This is a genomic window from Ruegeria sp. AO1, from assembly GCF_056535985.1.
This window is the reverse complement of record NZ_JBQFJC010000001.1, coordinates 1,709,596-1,725,936: the sequence shown is the minus strand read 5'-3', so window position 1 is coordinate 1,725,936 and position 16,341 is coordinate 1,709,596. Positions and strand designations below refer to the sequence as shown.

General features: G+C 54.6%; 15 protein-coding genes and 1 tRNA gene. 6 read left to right on the top strand and 10 right to left on the bottom strand.

The features are described from left to right. The first annotated feature begins 2 nt into the window (after positions 1–2). From ACR3FB_RS08470 to ACR3FB_RS08455, 4 genes are all read left to right on the top strand, one after another. Complete coding sequence (locus ACR3FB_RS08470; protein WP_425082782.1) at positions 3–386, top strand: hypothetical protein; 384 nt, start codon at positions 3–5, stop codon at positions 384–386. Next, on the top strand, positions 386–1,396 hold the full coding sequence (locus ACR3FB_RS08465; protein WP_480564668.1) for a branched-chain amino acid ABC transporter permease: 1,011 nt from the start codon (positions 386–388) through the stop codon (positions 1,394–1,396). The genes ACR3FB_RS08470 and ACR3FB_RS08465 overlap by 1 nt, the downstream gene beginning before the upstream one ends. Further along, on the top strand, positions 1,393–2,706 hold the full coding sequence (locus ACR3FB_RS08460) for a branched-chain amino acid ABC transporter permease (RefSeq protein WP_480564671.1): 1,314 nt from the start codon (positions 1,393–1,395) through the stop codon (positions 2,704–2,706). Before ACR3FB_RS08465 ends, ACR3FB_RS08460 begins: the two co-directional genes overlap by 4 nt. Positions 2,707–2,890: 184 nt before the next feature. Next, on the top strand, positions 2,891–3,148 hold the full coding sequence (locus ACR3FB_RS08455; RefSeq protein WP_480564674.1) for a hypothetical protein: 258 nt from the start codon (positions 2,891–2,893) through the stop codon (positions 3,146–3,148). Between the two features lie 32 nt (positions 3,149–3,180). On the opposite strand, the gene ACR3FB_RS08450 is transcribed toward ACR3FB_RS08455, so the two are convergent. Next, positions 3,181–4,728, bottom strand: a complete 1,548-nt coding sequence (locus ACR3FB_RS08450; protein WP_480564677.1) for a helicase HerA-like domain-containing protein — start codon at positions 4,726–4,728, stop codon at positions 3,181–3,183. A gap of 447 nt (positions 4,729–5,175) precedes the next feature. Between ACR3FB_RS08450 and ACR3FB_RS08445 the strand changes: the two genes are divergently transcribed. Then, entirely contained in the window at positions 5,176–5,781 is a 606-nt protein-coding gene (locus ACR3FB_RS08445) for an invasion associated locus B family protein (protein WP_425082778.1), read from the top strand. 57 nt (positions 5,782–5,838) lie between these two features. On the opposite strand, the gene ACR3FB_RS08440 is transcribed toward ACR3FB_RS08445, so the two are convergent. From ACR3FB_RS08440 to ACR3FB_RS08425, 4 genes are read right to left on the bottom strand one after another with little or no spacing between them, the layout of a single operon-like run. Next, on the bottom strand, positions 5,839–7,047 hold the full coding sequence (locus ACR3FB_RS08440) for a beta-ketoacyl-[acyl-carrier-protein] synthase family protein (RefSeq protein WP_480564679.1): 1,209 nt from the start codon (positions 7,045–7,047) through the stop codon (positions 5,839–5,841). 9 nt (positions 7,048–7,056) lie between these two features. Then, complete coding sequence (locus tag ACR3FB_RS08435) at positions 7,057–7,314, bottom strand: acyl carrier protein (RefSeq protein WP_170373697.1); 258 nt, start codon at positions 7,312–7,314, stop codon at positions 7,057–7,059. Between the two features lie 32 nt (positions 7,315–7,346). Next, positions 7,347–8,438, bottom strand: coding sequence for a UDP-3-O-(3-hydroxymyristoyl)glucosamine N-acyltransferase (gene lpxD, locus ACR3FB_RS08430; RefSeq protein ID WP_480564682.1), 1,092 nt, complete (start codon positions 8,436–8,438; stop codon positions 7,347–7,349). A 37-nt stretch (positions 8,439–8,475) separates the two neighbouring features. Next, positions 8,476–10,014: a L,D-transpeptidase family protein gene (locus ACR3FB_RS08425; protein ID WP_480564685.1), complete on the bottom strand. Its 1,539-nt coding sequence runs from the start codon at positions 10,012–10,014 to the stop codon at positions 8,476–8,478. A 423-nt stretch (positions 10,015–10,437) separates the two neighbouring features. Between ACR3FB_RS08425 and mepK the strand changes: the two genes are divergently transcribed. Further along, positions 10,438–11,007 carry a peptidoglycan L,D-endopeptidase MepK gene (mepK, locus tag ACR3FB_RS08420; RefSeq protein WP_170373694.1) on the top strand — a complete coding sequence of 190 codons (570 nt, stop codon included), beginning with the start codon at positions 10,438–10,440 and terminating at the stop codon, positions 11,005–11,007. Between the two features lie 920 nt (positions 11,008–11,927). Here the strand turns inward: mepK and ACR3FB_RS08415 are convergent. The 5 genes from ACR3FB_RS08415 to ACR3FB_RS08395 all read right to left on the bottom strand — a co-directional run bounded on the left by ACR3FB_RS08415 (position 11,928) and on the right by ACR3FB_RS08395 (position 16,340). Next, complete coding sequence (locus tag ACR3FB_RS08415; RefSeq protein ID WP_480564688.1) at positions 11,928–13,529, bottom strand: hypothetical protein; 1,602 nt, start codon at positions 13,527–13,529, stop codon at positions 11,928–11,930. Positions 13,530–13,922: 393 nt separating this feature from the next. Then, positions 13,923–13,999: transfer RNA gene (locus ACR3FB_RS08410), tRNA-Arg, on the bottom strand. 66 nt (positions 14,000–14,065) lie between these two features. After that, a complete protein-coding gene (locus tag ACR3FB_RS08405) occupies positions 14,066–15,286 on the bottom strand; it encodes a cysteine desulfurase (protein ID WP_480564691.1) in 1,221 nt (406 codons plus the stop codon). 11 nt (positions 15,287–15,297) lie between these two features. Further along, a complete protein-coding gene (locus tag ACR3FB_RS08400; protein ID WP_480564694.1) occupies positions 15,298–15,858 on the bottom strand; it encodes a Yip1 family protein in 561 nt (186 codons plus the stop codon). Next, a complete protein-coding gene (locus tag ACR3FB_RS08395) occupies positions 15,855–16,340 on the bottom strand; it encodes a YIP1 family protein (protein ID WP_480564697.1) in 486 nt (161 codons plus the stop codon). The genes ACR3FB_RS08400 and ACR3FB_RS08395 overlap by 4 nt, the downstream gene beginning before the upstream one ends. Position 16,341: the final 1 nt, after the last annotated feature.

The window sequence follows — 16,341 nt, the reverse complement described above, 5'->3', positions numbered from 1 at the left end:
GGATGAAAGTTCTGTTTCTCGCAGCAGTTCTGTCTGCCGTTACCGGTGCGTCCGCCGAACAAATAGTCACGAAGTGTAAGCTGGAATACACGTGTGCCAATATCAATGCCTGCCAGTCAACCAAGACGGGTCACGGCGTTGATTTCACGTTTGTACTCTTGCCCGACAACGAGCTTCGTCTTGATCTCGGAGGCGATGAATTGCCTTTACTGAAAGCCCAGCAAGTGACTGACGACCTGATGACAGCACATGGCTGGGATTCTGATCGCTTAGCTTCTTACACCTTCAGCTTGTTCGCTGATGGGATTGTCGCTTACACGACCCACGCCTTTGTGGGAAAAGGTATAAGCCTGACTGGCCTTGGTAGCTGTGAGGTGAACAACTAATGGACTTCCTCAACGCCCTTGTGGCGCTTTCCAACTTCGTTCTTGTTCCCGCAATCGCCTATGGCAGCCAGTTGGCGCTGGGCGCTTTGGGGGTGACGCTGATCTACGGCATCCTGCGGTTTTCGAACTTTGCCCATGGCGATACGATGGCCTTTGGCGCGATGATCGCGGTACTGGTCACGTGGGGCCTGCAAGCCGCAGGGGTCAGTTTCGGACCGTTGCCGACGGCTCTGCTTGCCCTGCCCTTCGCCATTTTGGGCTGTATCGTTCTAGTGCTGATCACCGACCGGCTGGTTTATCGCTTCTACCGCGAACAAAAGGCCAAACCGGTCATTCTGGTGATCGTGTCCATGGGCGTGATGTTCATCATGAACGGTATCGTCCGGTTTATCATCGGGCCGGATGATCAGCGGTTCTCGGACGGTGCACGTTTCCTGATCAAGGCGCGGGACTTCAAGGAATGGACCGGGCTGAACGAAGGGCTCGCGATCAAAACCTCTCAGGCCATCACGGTCGTTGTGGCGGTGATCGCCGTGGCCGCCCTGTTCTGGTTTTTGAACAAAACCCGCACAGGCAAGTCGATGCGCGCCTATTCGGATAACGAGGATCTGGCGCTGCTGTCCGGCATCAACCCCGAGCGTGTAGTGATGATCACCTGGATTATCGTGGCTGCACTGGCGACCACGGCGGGCGTGCTTTATGGCCTCGACAAGAGCTTCAAGCCCTTCGTCTATTTCCAGCTTCTTCTGCCGATCTTTGCCTCGGCCATCGTTGGCGGTTTGGGCAACCCTCTGGGCGCCATCGCGGGTGGGTTCATCATCGCGTTTTCCGAGGTGACCATCACATACGCCTGGAAGAAAGTGCTGACCTATCTCGCTCCGGACAATCTGGAACCGTCGGGTTTGGTTCAGTTCCTCTCTACCGATTACAAATTCGCCGTCAGCTTTGCGATCCTGCTGATCGTGCTTCTGTTTAAGCCCACGGGCCTGTTCAAAGGAAAATCGGTATGAGCGAGGTTACCAAGAACACCCTGCTTTTCGTCACAGTTGGCGCGCTGATCCTTTTGACCGGGTTCACCCAAAGCTGGAACGCCGCGATCCTGATCCTGAACATGGGGTTGATTTCGGCCATCATGTCGATCGGTGTGAACCTGCAATGGGGCTTTGCGGGCCTCTTCAACGTCGGCGTCATGGGCTTTGTGGCTTTGGGCGGGCTGGCGGTTGTCCTGATCTCGACCCCACCAACGCCCGGAGCATGGTCCGAGGGCGGCTATGGCGTCATTCTGGCGCTTCTTTTGGGGGCCGCGACAGTTGTTGCAACCGTCATGGTTGCGCAGAAGATGCCCAAAGGACGCTCACGGACGCTGGCTATCGTCGGAATCCTCATCGTCGGTTTCTTTGTTTACCGTGCGATCTTTGATCCGAACGTCGCCGCGATTGAAGCGATTGATCCGGCCGTTGCCGGCAATATCGGTGGTCTGAATCTGCCGGTCTTGCTTGCCTGGCCTGCCGGAGGGCTACTGGCCGCAGGTGCCGCATGGCTGATCGGCAAGACGGCTCTGGGTTTACGCTCGGACTATCTGGCGATTGCGACCCTTGGTATTGCCGAGATTATCATTGCCGTCATGAAGAACGAGGACTGGCTGGCCCGCGGCGTCAAGAACGTCTACGGCATCCCGCGCCCCTCGCCCGTCGTGGGCTATGAGGTGGAACTGCAGCAAGACCCTTCCTTCCTTGCGCGGGCCGATTGGCTGGGGCTTGATCCGGTGATCGCCTCGACCCTTTCGGTCAAGCTGGGCTATTCGCTGCTGTTCCTGATTGTTTTGCTGGTGCTGCTTTGGATGGCGCAGATGGCGCTCAAAAGCCCATGGGGCCGGATGATGCGCGCCATTCGCGACAATGAAGTCGCGGCTGAGGCGATGGGTAAAGATGTCACCCGCCGCCACCTACAGATCTTTGTGCTTGGCTCTGCCATTTGCGGTATCGCGGGCGCGATGATGACGACGCTGGACGGTCAGCTGACACCGGGCACCTACAACCCCCTGCGATTTACATTCCTTGTCTGGGTGATGGTGATTGTCGGTGGCTCGGGCAACAATTTCGGCGCCGTGCTGGGTGCGTTCCTGATTTGGTTCCTGTGGGTGCAGGTCGAGCCGATGGGCCTGTGGCTGATGAACCTGATTACATCAGGTATGCCCGACGGAAGTGCGCTGAAGGCGCATCTGATCGAAAGTGCAGCGCATATGCGGTTGTTTACGATGGGACTGGTCTTGCTAATTGTCCTCAGATTCAGCCCCCGAGGGCTGATCCCCGAGAAATAGACGCATCACGATCACAATCCAGAAGCCGCGCCCCTCAACCGGCGCGGCTTCTTGATTTTTAAAGAGGTTTCTGAGTACACGAAACTACGGCTGGTTGTTCGGACTTTTGGGGTCCGGCCTATGCTCAGAAGAAACCCGACCGATCTCTACGATCATTCGCACTCAATTGATGAGAGTATCCGACTTGACCAAGAAAACACTGATCACCAAAGCCGTTGTCATTCTGCCGGTTCTGGCCGCGCTGACGGCCTGTATTCCGTCGCCCGAAGACCTTGAGACCACTCCTGTTCAGGTTAACACTCCGCAGGGCGTCGTGACCTGTCAGCTTTACCGACATGATCGAGTTACCTGGGACCGTGCGATTGACTTCCCGGCCACGAAGATGTCCGTGAAACAGGCCGATGCATATTGCCGTCAGGAAGGACAACGCCGCCTGAAGTAAGCCGGTTGGCGCCCTGTGCTGGGCGCCTCCGATCAGCGATTTCGGAACAACCCGCCCAGAATACCCCGCACGATGCGACGGCCGGTTGTTCCCTTCAGCTCTTTGATGACGGCTTCACTCATCGCCGTTGCAAAAGTGTCTTTCTTACGCACTACCCGAGACGTTGAACGCCCAACCCGGCTACCTGAATACCGACGTGCCGAGCTGTATTCGCGCTCCATCGGGGTTTGTTGTTCGATGATCTCATCCGCCTCCGCGGCCTCGGCCTCTTTGGCGGCAGCCTCCGCACGGGCTTGCAGGATTTCAAAGGCCGATTTGCGATCGACGGGCGTGTCATATTTCGCCGCCATCGGAGAGGCTTGCAGGATACCCTGACGCTCAGGTTCCGAAATTGGCCCAAGCAGCGATCCCGGTGGGCGAATCAAAGTCCGCTCGACAATCCCCGGCACGCCTTTCTTCTGCAGCATCGAGGTCACGGCCTCACCAACGCCCACCTCTCGGATCGCGGCCTCGGTATCGAAGGCGGGATTCTCGCGGTAGGTTTCCGCCGCCATACGAAGGTTCTTTCGGTCCCGCGCGGTAAAGGCGCGCAGCGCGTGTTGTACCCGGTTGCCCAACTGTCCCAAAATGTCTTCGGGAATATCGGCGGGGTTCTGCGAAATGAAGTAAACTCCAACCCCTTTGGAACGGATCAGGCGCGCGACCTGCTCGACCTTGTCGACGAGAATCTTGGGCGCATCATCAAACAGAAGGTGCGCTTCGTCGAAAAAGAAGACCAGCTTGGGCTTTTCCGGATCTCCGACCTCGGGCAGTTCCTCGAACAGTTCGCTCAGCAGCCACAACAGGAACGTGGCATAAAGCCGGGGGGCGCCCATCAGCTTGTCCGAGGCCAGTATGTTCACCATCCCCTGCCCGTTTCCATCCACTCGCATCAGATCGGCCAGATCCAGCGCGGGTTCTCCGAACAGCTTGGTGCCGCCTTGGTTTTCCAATACCAAAAGGCGGCGTTGAATGGCTCCGATGGAGGCCGTTGAGACATTGCCGTAGCGCAGCGACAGCTTCGCCCTGTTCTCACCGATCCACACCAGAAGCGCCTGCAGATCCTTGAGATCCAGCAGCGGCATCCCTTCTTCATCAGCGACTCGGAACGCGATGTTGAGAATCCCCTCCTGCGCCTCACTCAGCTCCATTAGGCGCGACAGCAGCAGAGGGCCCATTTCAGTGACAGTGGTTCGAACCGGATGCCCCTGTTCACCGAACAGGTCCCAGAACGTGACTGGACATGCGGCGTAGGAAAAATCAGTAAAGCCGATCCGTTCGGCGCGCTCGGTAAACGCCTGATGCAACTTATGGGTTTCGCTGCCTGCCAGGGCCAGACCAGACAAGTCGCCTTTGACGTCCGACAGGAAAACCGGCACGCCCGCTTGCGAAAAACCCTCGGCCAGGATTTGCAGAGTGACCGTCTTGCCCGTCCCCGTGGCCCCTGCGATCAGCCCGTGGCGGTTCGCATATTTCAGCGTCAAACCTTGCGGCGTTCCGTATCCCTCTCCCGCACCGCCGAGAAAAATCTCTTTACCCATGTAATTGCAGCCTTTTTTCACTGATCCGCATCCAGCATACAAACTTAACCTTTGGCTGCCATAGTCTATTCGTTCCCTTTGTGGCCCCGGGTTGCCAAGGGGACACTTCCTCCCTGTCGACTGGCCGTGCCTTCGGGCACGGCTTTTTTCACGGAAGTGGGCGATTAAAACTGTGCTGATTAGTGCATTAAATTTTTCTGTTAGCGGTTGACCCCTGCTCCCCCCTTTCGTAACGTCTGCGCATAACTAAGTCGGCCAGTCCGACGGGGAGAAAAATTTTGGGAAGAGGGCTGCTCCACCAGCCCTCTTTTCTTTTGCCTGTATTGGTTCTGGAGCGGGGTTTGGCCCAAGAAAACGGTCAAATTAATTTCAGTCATTCGGTTAACGACTGACAGCCGCAGCGAAGGATGCTAGATGAGGCAAAACAAACAGCAAACCGAGGCATTCATGTTCAAGAAACTCCTCTCGTTTAATACTCTGGCAGCCGTTCTGATGTGCGGAGCGGTTAGCGCGCAGGAAACGACCTCCGAAGGCGCGACCAATGAAGGAACAGGGGCCGATGCAGGCGCGGGCCTCGATTTGGGCCAATCCGGTCCTCGTGTAGGTGAGCAATTTGTCAAAGAAGAATCCGGCGATTGGGATGTCTCCTGCATCAAGGCACCGGAAGGCGAAGATCCATGTGCGATCGTGCAGGTTCTGAACGGCGCTCAGGGTGATCCGATTGCAGAAGTGTCCATCGGCAAGCTGCCCGAAGGTGGAGCGGCTGTTGCATGGGCCAATGTGATCGTACCATTGGAGACTCTGCTGCAGGCGCAACTGGCCTTGTCGATCGACGGCGCACCGCGCAAGCTCTACAACTACCACCACTGTCTGCCCGTTGGCTGTGTCGCGCAGCTGGGCCTAAGCCAGGGTGACATTGATGCGATGAAAGCGGGCAGCAAAGCGACCTTTTCGCTGGTTCCAGCGCGCTTCCCCGATCAGGTTTTGACGATGGACATGTCCCTGTCGGGCTTCACCTCGGGTTTTGACGGGTTGAGCGTTAACGTCAACTAAGACTTTCAAGAATTGAGATCGCCGCCGCAGCTTTGTAGCGGCGGTTTTCTTTGCAGCTCAGATGCTTTTGAGCGCCAAGACCGCATTCAACCCACCAAACGCAAACGCATTGCTGAGCGCTACGTCGACCTTGGCCTCCCGCGCGACATTTGGCACAACGTCCAGCGCGCATTCCGGGTCGGGTTCTTCATAACCTATGGTGGGCGCGATGACTCCGTCCCGCAGCGCCATGATACAGGCCAAAAGCTCCACCGCTCCGGTGCCTCCGATCAGATGGCCGTGCATGGATTTGGTTGATGAGATCATCAGATCATCCGCATGCGGACCAAACACATCCGCCACGGCGGCACATTCCGTTTTGTCATTCGCCGCAGTGCCAGTGCCATGCGCGTTGATGTAGCAAACATCGCTGGCGTTCAGCTTGGCATCCGCCAACGCGCCTGCCATCGCTCGTGCGGCACCCTGCTTGCTGGGCATCACGATATCCGAGGCGTCCGAAGACATGGCGAATCCCACAACCTCACACAGGATATCAGCGCCGCGGGCGCGGGCATGTTCGTATTCCTCGAACACAAAGACACCGGCACCCTCGCCCTGCACCATCCCGTTGCGGTTGGCGCTGAAGGGGCGGCAGGCATCCTTGGACATCACACGCAGACCTTCCCAGGCCTTCACACCGCCGAAACACAGCATGGATTCCGATCCACCGGTTATCATGGCAGGCGCGGCACCGCTGCGCACCATCTGAAACGCTTGCGCCATTGCATGGTTCGAGGATGCACAAGCCGTCGAAACCGTAAAGCTGGGGCCTTTCAGGTTATGCTCCATTGAGACATGGCTGGCCGCTGCGTTGTTCATCAGCTTGGGCACAACAAAGGGATGTACCCGGTTCTTACCGTCCTCATAGACCGAGCGGTAATTGTCATCCCAGGTCGAGACACCTCCGCCCGCCGTGCCCAGAACCACGCCGGATCGTGCCGCGAGCTCGCCGTGGAACTGAATGCCCGACTGGTCGATCGCTTCCTTCGCGGCTGTCAGAGTGAACTGCGTGAACCGATCATAGAGTGACATCTGCTGGCGGTTAAAGCGCCCTTCGGCTTCGAACCCCCGCACCTGACCGCCGATCTTGATCGCCAAACGGTCAACATCGCGGAATTCAAGATCCGAGATACCGCAACGCCCTTCGCGCATGGCCTCGAGCGTGTCGGGGACCGAATGACCCAGCGAGTTGATGGTGCCCGCCCCGGTAATGACAACCCGTTTCATTGTTTCGGGTCAGACCTTTTCCGACACAAGCTGTTCGATGCCCGCAATGATCGCGGCCACGTTCGAGATGTCGAAATCGTTGGCCTCGGGCTCATTCGCATTAAAGGGAACCGAGATGTCGAACTCTTCCTCGATGGCAAAGATGCTTTCGACCAAACCCAAGCTGTCGATGCCCAGATCTGCAAGTGTGCTGTCGGGTGTGACATCCGATGGCTCCAGAACGGCCTGCTCTGCAATGATTGCGATGACGCGGTCGCTGATGCTCATGTTGATCCCCTGGCTATCAATCTGAGGATGATTTAATCGCTCGGAGACTGTTTGAAAACAGCCTTTTTCAATGCCTCGACGTCGCGAGCCATGCGCGGCAAGCGGCGTTGAGCCTTGTAGATCTCGGTATGGGTTTCCATCTTGACGCTCGGATAGCCCATGACCACACGTCCGGCCGGTACGTTGGACAGGATCTTGGTGGCGCCCCCCGCGATCACGCCATCGCCGACGAAGATATTGTCGGCCACGCCAGTCTGACCGCCAAGAACCACGTTGTTTCCCACATCGACTGAGCCGGACAATCCACTTTGACCGCACAGCAGACAATCGCGCCCTATGCGCGTGTTGTGCCCCACATGCACAAGGTTATCGAGCTTCGAACCATCGCCAATCCGCGTGCTTCGGATCGTACCATTGTCGATCGTACAGTTGGAACCTACCTCGACATCATCGCCGATTTCCACCGCGCCCAGAGAATGGATACGCAGCCAGCTTTGCGCTTTTGCATCGCCTTGATCGCCCAACGTCTTGCGCGCGTTTTCAACACCTGAAATCTCAGGAGTAACAAAGCTGAACCCGTCGGAACCGATACGCGCGCCGGGTTGGGCGATGAAGCGGTCTCCGATTTGCGCACGCGCACCGATGCTGACCATTTCGCGCAGATGGGATTGCTCACCCAACACCACGTCAATTCCGATTGTACAATGCGGACCGATCACCGACCCCGCGCCAATCTTCGCCCGCGCGCCGATAACGGCTAGCGGACCGATCGAAACACCCTCAGCAATTTCGGCCGTCGGGTCGATCACAGCCGAGGGGTGAACTCCCGGCTCAACACCCTGCCCCCGGTCCAGCATTGTCGTGATACCAGCCATCGCCATTCGGGGGCGCGTAACAAAGATCGCAGCGCGCAGGCCCATTGCTTGCCAATCCGCGCCTTCCCACAGCATTGCCGCGCGGGCCTCACCGCCCGAAAGCGTTTCGGCGTATTTTGGGGACATTGCCATCGCCAGATCGGTTGGTCCGGCATCACCCGGTTCAGCGGCGCGCAGAATTGTCAGGTCTGTTTCACCCTGACATTCGGCCCCAAGGCTATCTGCGATCTGTTGAATGGTGAACTGCATAGCGGGCGTCCTCTTGGGTAGGATTTACCCTGAGTGCTTACCCCTGAACGTCCGGCAGGGCCACCCCTGCCTTTTGCAGCGCGTCCCAAATTTTGGCATCGCGGTTATAGACGTCGCGGCGATACTGAACTTCACCTTTCGGTCCTATGTAGGCGGTGCGGTAGATCAGGTGGACGGGCACTTTCTTGTCCAACTTCACTGTCGTTTCCTTGCCGGTATTCAATACACGGTGGAAGAACGCCTTGGGGTCCTCTTCCTGTTTGGACAGCAGCGCATAGGCGAACTCGAAAGGTTGCGCCAGTCGGATGCACCCGTGCGAGAACGCCCGCACTTCACGAGCAAACAGAGATTTCTGAGGCGTATCATGTAGATAGATGTTGTACTTGTTAGGGAACATGAACTTCACCAGCCCTAACGCATTGCTTTTGCTCGGCGGCTGACGCATCGCGAACGGGAAGTTGCGTGCAGTGAACTGGGTGAAATCGACGGCCCCTCGATTGACCTGACGACCACTGCGGTCCGTGATCTGGATATGGCCCACCGCGTTCGGGTTCGATTTCAGTTTCGGCAGGTATTCCTTGGTGATGATCGAGCGTGGCACATACCAGCTGGGATTGATCACCATATGCTCCATCTCATCCGAGAATTCCGGGCTGCGGCGATCATGTACGTTTTTGCCGATCACGGCGCGGGTCTCGAACGTGATCAGCCCGTCATCCACGATCTTTGCCGAGAAGTCGGCCTGATTGACCAAAATATGCCGCTCGCCCCGATCGCGCGGCAGCCAACGTTCCCGCTCCAAGGCGACATAGACGGCCTTTAAACGGTCCGAAGCCGGTCGGTTCAGCTCGGTGATGGTACCTTGTCCGGCCACACCGTCTGATTCCAGTCCGTGTGCTGTTTGGAACGCCTGAACGGCCGCAAGCAGGTCGTCATCAAACTCTGGACTGGCAGTGGGTTTAAGGTAACCCATCGAAACAAGCCGATTGCGCAGTTTGATCACATTCGGACCGGTATCGCCGTATTCCAGTTTAGCCACTGGAACGGTCGGCCCCCACCCGCCCTGGCGGATCAGGTTCTCCAACGCGATCTTTTGCTTCATCAAAGCGCGATATTGGGCGGTCTGCGGGATCAGAGTTTCAAAATATGCTGCACCTTGGGTGTTGAGTGCCTCAAGATGCTGGTTTGCATCACGGCGTTCAACCTCGCGCACAAGGCCATCATCAATACTGGCTGGTCGCAAGGCGCCGGAATAGATGTCATTTGCATAGGTCAGGAAGACACGGGACAGCTCAGCCTCGACCGTACCCAAATCGCGAACAGATCGCGCCTCAGCCATCTGATCAACCAGGGCCTGCACGTCAAATGCTGCAGGCAATCCATGGCGCTCCATCTCGGATAGGGCTTTGATCAACGCCGTACGGCGTTTGGCGTGTTCTGCTGTATCGCCGACCCACAAAGGGACAAAGCTATTGCTGCGGTAAAATTCAGCTATCTGATCAGAAGGCGAGGTATTCTCAGCAACCGCCATCCGAAATGCCGTGTTCGAACCCTCGCCTGATGACGTGTTCGCCATAGATGCCGTCGCCAAAAAACAGGCGGTGAAAACAAAACTGGTACTGGTCCGTAACACTGAGAGCATGGGATGGCCTTGGTTCTTCAATAACTTATGCGATGTCTGCCGAAGCTTTATTTTATATATGGTTTTCAGCCATTGGGCTTGTCTATTCACAAATACCTTACCCTTTTTCTTCTCTTGCACCCTGATGCGCGTTTGCATCTACCCGATGCCGAAAACACTCAGTTGCTCAATAAATTGACTCATTTGCATCACCTGCGCAAAAAACTGCCGAAAATTCCCCCTAACAAAGGTGCATTCCAAAGACTTCTTGGCCGACGATTCCAACTGTGCCATACATTCGCCATCTGGGCTGGGAAAATATTAATACAGCGCGCGTAACATCGTGTGCAGGCAGGAACAGTACGGGACGAAACAAAAATGACCAAGAGCAGTACTTCGGGTATTACCCGTCGTGCCCTTCTGGGCGCATTCGCGGCAACGGCCGTGGCGGCAGCACCAACCTATTCCAACGCAGCAGGTTTCCTTCGTGGTGGTGGAGATATCCGCCGCATCCGCATGTATTCCGGTCGCACGGGTGAGCGGATTGATATGGTTTACTGGGTCGACGGCAAATATATCAAAGACGCCGTGAAAGAAGTGAACCACTTCATGCGCGACTGGCGCACCGATCAGTCGAAAGCGATGGATTTGCGCACAATCGACATCATGGCGGCGTCTCACAACCTTCTGGACGCCGATGAGCCCTATATGCTCCTTTCGGGGTATCGCTCGCCGCAAACCAACGCGATGTTGCGGTCGAAATCGCGCCGGGTGGCGCGGAACTCGCTCCATATGCAGGGACAAGCGGCTGACCTGCGCCTCGCATCCCGCTCGGTTTCCCAGATGGCCAAAGCGGCCATGTCCTGTCGTGCAGGCGGTGTTGGACAATACTACCGTTCGAACTTCGTCCATATGGATTGCGGCGTTGTTCGCAGTTGGCGCGGCTGAACTGGCGTCCTTTCTTGTGCAATTGCTTTAACCCCCATTTCAGTTGCGTCTGACGAGGGGGTGTTCTGTCAGGTGCGTGAGCAATGACTAACGTGCCGAGTTGGCGTATCACCCTCTTCATCAAATACGAATTTACCCACTTGAGAGAACCACTTTCTCAATACTAGAATAAATTCACTATTTTTTTCTTATATTTACGCCTGCGCTAAAATATCTGTGTCACACTTCGTGTTAGCTGTCCAAATATTGAACCACCATCTCTCAATTCAATCAGGTCAAATAAGTTGGATAGTAGTCCTCACTTTTCTGTCGTGGAATATCTGAGTATTGAACGATTTTCGCGAAGCAGAATATTTAGACGACACCTGTTTTACAATCATCAAAGAAAACCTTCGATGGTCAATACAATGCAACACTGCCCGACAAATGATATTAATTTTAGGTGGTTTGGAATGAAAATAGGATCAACTTTTTTTGTTCTCTATTCTCGCACTCGCCAGGCTCCGAGCTTTAGGTATTTTATGTTTTGGCTCTTATAGTCAAGTTTCATGGACTTTCCAATTTGACTCGCGATTCGTCGTTCAAAATCAATTGAAAAGCAAATTTTGTTTTAGTTGATCGGCGTTTAGAAGGCACGTTTGAGACATGTTTTCCTAGTTCTCACGCCAAGCCGCGTTTTGACAGATTTTCCGATTGAAGTAGTCCGCCGTTATGGTTGCGAAAACGGAGGAACCACATGGTTAACAAGCGACCGAAGCCGGAAGAGGTTTTCTCTAAGTTGCGGCTGGTTGAAGGGGTGGCGACATATAGCTACCCTCCACGCTAGATGTGCCATGGCTTCCTCGCGTCTAGCAAATCTAGTAGTGTACCGGTAGGCATCCTTATTCTGAACTTTACTAGTCGAAATAAGGGGATTCCGTTTAGTCAAAATAATACTCATAACCCTGTTGCTGAAGCAACGGCTCGACTTCGCGCGAAGCATAGAGAACAACCTTTTCATTACACATCGCAACGAAGCGATTGGCGAATCTTTCCGTTTGAGAGATGTGTCGCGTTAGATTCATCTGGAAACTATCCAGAACGCTATTTTTCTCATCGTTACATTGCCCTGGTCTTGGAAAAGCAATTTCTGGGTTCGCCTTCCAAAAAATCGTCGAACTAAAACTGCCGTGGTTTTTGGGAACGTCTGTACTGGTCTCTGCAGAATGCGCCATTTCTGTCCAATTGAGTCCAAGAACGTCATAAACCATGCCAGGATATCCCATTTTGATCCCCCCAGCCGCAATTGTCGCAAGCGATGGTAGGTTATGCAATTCCGCAAGTTCGTTGCCAATATCTAGATGAATCTCAGCAATTCGCAGCTCGTTTCTCAAATAACCATTGGTTTCTCTGAATACTTTGAGGGCGATACCTGTATAACCCACGATAGTTAACAAAAACACGACCTTCCCAAACGAACTGGGGTTTGTCTTCAAGATATTGACTATAGCGATAGATGCCAAAGGTATGGAAAGGGGGTACAGGTAGATCATAAAACGATATGATCCAAAGTGATCACCACCGAGGATAGTGTAGACAATAAAACCACCTATCGTGAGATAGAGCACCAAAATACTAAAGAAACGAGCAGAATACTGGTTCGATCGAGTCTGGATTATCATCACACCGATCGCAGAAAAAACAAATAGTAGCACTGTTGTCGGATTGCCTACAAAACCACTAATGTACTCGAAACCCTGTTGTATTTGACCAGATAGGTTTGAAGAAGTTTTAGCGTAAAACGTATTTGGAACTGGATAGCCAAAGTATGATAACCGCCACAGCGTCACTGCTATAACTGAAGTAATAGCCGCTAGCCCTGACCCAATAACAACTGATAGGGGTTTGCGATTGATACGGCGAAAAACTAGGCAGAATAAAAGTAAGCCAAGAACTAGAGCAATTCCTTCTGGTCTAACCAAAGGCAAGCAAAACGAGCTGACTACTAACGTCACTTTCGCAAACAACTCGATTTTAGGATCATCGAGCCGTACTAGACTCCAAACAATAACAGTCACGGCAAAAACCCAGAGCGATATGTCCATGAGCGACCAAATACTCCAAGAAAAGAAGCCTGGGAAAAGGTTGAAAAGCAAATAGCTTGTCGCTACTGCTGCAACAGAACCACCAATCGACCGGGTGATTAGTCCTGTGAACGCCATTGTACCGACTGTAAGCAGACCAGATGTAACAGTTATCATCATGATTGGATAGGGAGTCAGAAACATTGCAGCGTTCATGACGGTCCACAAAATAGAAGTCGACCCTTCAACGCGCTCTCCGCCTATATTGTAAACATAGCCATGACCTTCAGCGAGGTGACGAGCGTACACTTGTGTAATATTGGCGTCGTCGAAACCAATCGACGGTTTCAATATACCGTATGTGAATACGATTTGAAAAATGAATGTGACTATCAAGCAAACCGGCGCAACAACGTTGAGTTGCCCCGATGAAGCGGCATCTTGCTTAGCTATGGTCATGGTCGATGGCCCTTACCCAAAAACAACGAGAGACTTCAGAAGATTGTCATGTTCAATCGTAACCTGACAGTCATAGATGATACTACGTATCCTTGATGTGCTTTCCGCCATCTTAATACTCTTGAAAAATACGTCTATTGGTGCGGTCTGAACACTATGGTTGCAAACACGAACTATCTGTTTTCGCGAATAGGACAAATGGGTTTTTCCCCTAGTTTTTTCTCTGCAGGTCAGACCGAATTTGATGTCGATAGTATGCCGCGCATGTTAGCCGCTTCACTGGAGTAGTATTTATTCCGATTGGCCAATACTGAAGCAACTACTTCCATGTGCAACTCAATAGAGCGCAATAAGAGAATAATTTTCTGTTTCGCTAAATTTAAGTGATTGAAATGGCGCACCTGAGAGGATTCGAACCTCTGGCCTCTGCCTTCGGAGGGCAGCGCTCTATCCAGCTGAGCTACAGGTGCCTTGGCCGTTAGCTAACCTTGTTCCGAGCCGGGTGCAACTGGAAAACGGACCGGCTCGGCCGAGATCTAGGCAAAGAGATCATGCGCCAGTTCAAGCGCGTCGATTAGGGTGTCGACCTCATCCGTGGTGTTATAGAGGCCAAAGCTGGCGCGACAGGTGGCCGTCACCCCAAGGTGATCCATCAAAGGACCGGCGCAATGGTGACCGGCGCGAACCGCAACGCCTTTCTTGTCCAGAATCGTCGATACATCATGTGCATGCCCTGCCCCATCCAGCGTGAAGCTGAAGATCGCGGCCTTGTCCGGCCGGGTGCCCTGAACCTGTAGCCAGTTCAGACCAGTCAGACGTTGCATCGCATAGTCACGCAGACCCGCTTCGTGACTGGCGATATTCGCCATCCCCAGATCCATCATATAGTCCAGAGCCACACCGAGACCGATGGTTTGAACGATGCCCGGCGTGCCAGCCTCAAACTTCATCGGTGGATCATTGTAGATGACCTGATCCTTGCTGACCTCTTTGATCATGTCGCCGCCGCCGATGAAGGGGCGCATTTCGGCCATACGCTCGGATTTGATATAGATCGCGCCGGAACCGGATGGCCCATAGAGCTTGTGCCCGGTGATGGCGTAGAAATCGCAACCTATATCCTGCACGTTGACCGGCATGTGAACTGCACCCTGGCTGCCATCAACCAAAACCGGCACGCCTTTTGCATGCGCGCCCGCAGTGATGGCCTTCACGTCGACAACGGTGCCCAAAACGTTCGAACATTGCGTGGCCGCGACCAGTTTGGTCTTGGGGCCGATCGCGTCAATCACGGCCTGCGGATCAAGCCCGCCATCCGCATCGACATCGACCCACTTCAGTACGACGCCCTGACGCTCACGCAGGAAATGCCAGGGCACGATGTTGGCGTGGTGCTCCATCACGCTGAGGACGATCTCATCCCCGGCTTCAAGCCGTGGCATGGCCCAGCCATAGGCGACCAGATTGATCCCCTCGGTCGTGCCTGAATTCAGGACAATCTCATCCTCATCAGCAACACCTAGAAAACGCGCAACGGTGCCGCGCACGGACTCATATTTCTCGGTCGCGAGGTTCGAGAGGTAGTGAAGCCCGCGATGCACGTTGGAGTATTCCTCGGCATAGGCGCGCGTTACGGCATCAATCACGACCTGAGGTTTCTGCGCCGACGCGCCATTGTCCAGATATGTCAGGGGTTTGCCGTTCACCTGCCGCGACAGGATCGGGAAATCAGACCGGATTTTCTGCACATCATACATGAGAGATCTTTCTAGACAGGACCCAACGGGTTGAGAAATAGGACAAAAGGTACCGCCAGCAACGCCGTCAACAAAATGACACCAAAGGACTTGCCCAGAGATCCAAACTTGTGCGCCTCATTCAGAAAATGAAGCGTTATGTAGAGGCTGTAGATGGCCGTTGCCAGGATCAGAGGGGCCATAAAAGCTACCGCGATCAAGCTCAGCGCGAGGGTCGCGACCAGTGCTGCAATTTGCAGAAACTGCAGCCAGATCGTCAGGATCATCAGATCTTCAAAACGCCCCGTTCCGCCCAGAAAACGCCCGACATAGAGAAAAGCCAGAATGCTGAACAGCATCGTCCCGGCAGACCGGATCAGCACAACCGGAATCGACTGGGATGCAGTCGGGCCACCCGATGCGGCGATCGACATATCTATGCCCATCTGCGCAATACAATTGAGGACAACGGCCAGAAAGAATGCCAACCACAGAACCTCTCGCCCCGGGTTGAGGGCCAAAATCTGTCGCGCCGCTTCGGCAGGTTTTCTGAGCGTCAGGCTCGCCAGCGGGCCCAGGGGGGGTATAGTCATTCAGCCGACCTTTGTGCTTGTCGCAATCCGGATAACCAGAACCAGACAAAAACGGCAACCCAAATCAATCCGACCAAAGTTTGAGTCGGACCAGGGCCTATGAACCCGGCAACCAGTCCGTTTAACAAAACCAAAGGCGCCGAAGACAAGAGCGCCCAGAACAATGCCAATCGGGAACCATAGGCACTTCCCTGCCCGCCCACCAGACGCGCGGCCCAATGCGACACCAAAGCCAGCGTGTAAAAGAACAACGGCAGGATGAAGACCGAGCCCAAAAGCGCTCCGCCCAGAAGCATGTTCAACTCGACCTGCTCAAGATGCGCGCGGCGGGCTAAGCTCGGCATCTGCGCGATGAAAGACACCACGCAAAAGGCCATGACGAAAATCAGCGCTCGGTCTTCGCGCGGCCCCATATCCAGAAGCCGGCGCACAACGCGCCCCGGCCCCCGGTATGTGGCGACGATATCTGATGAGACCGGCATA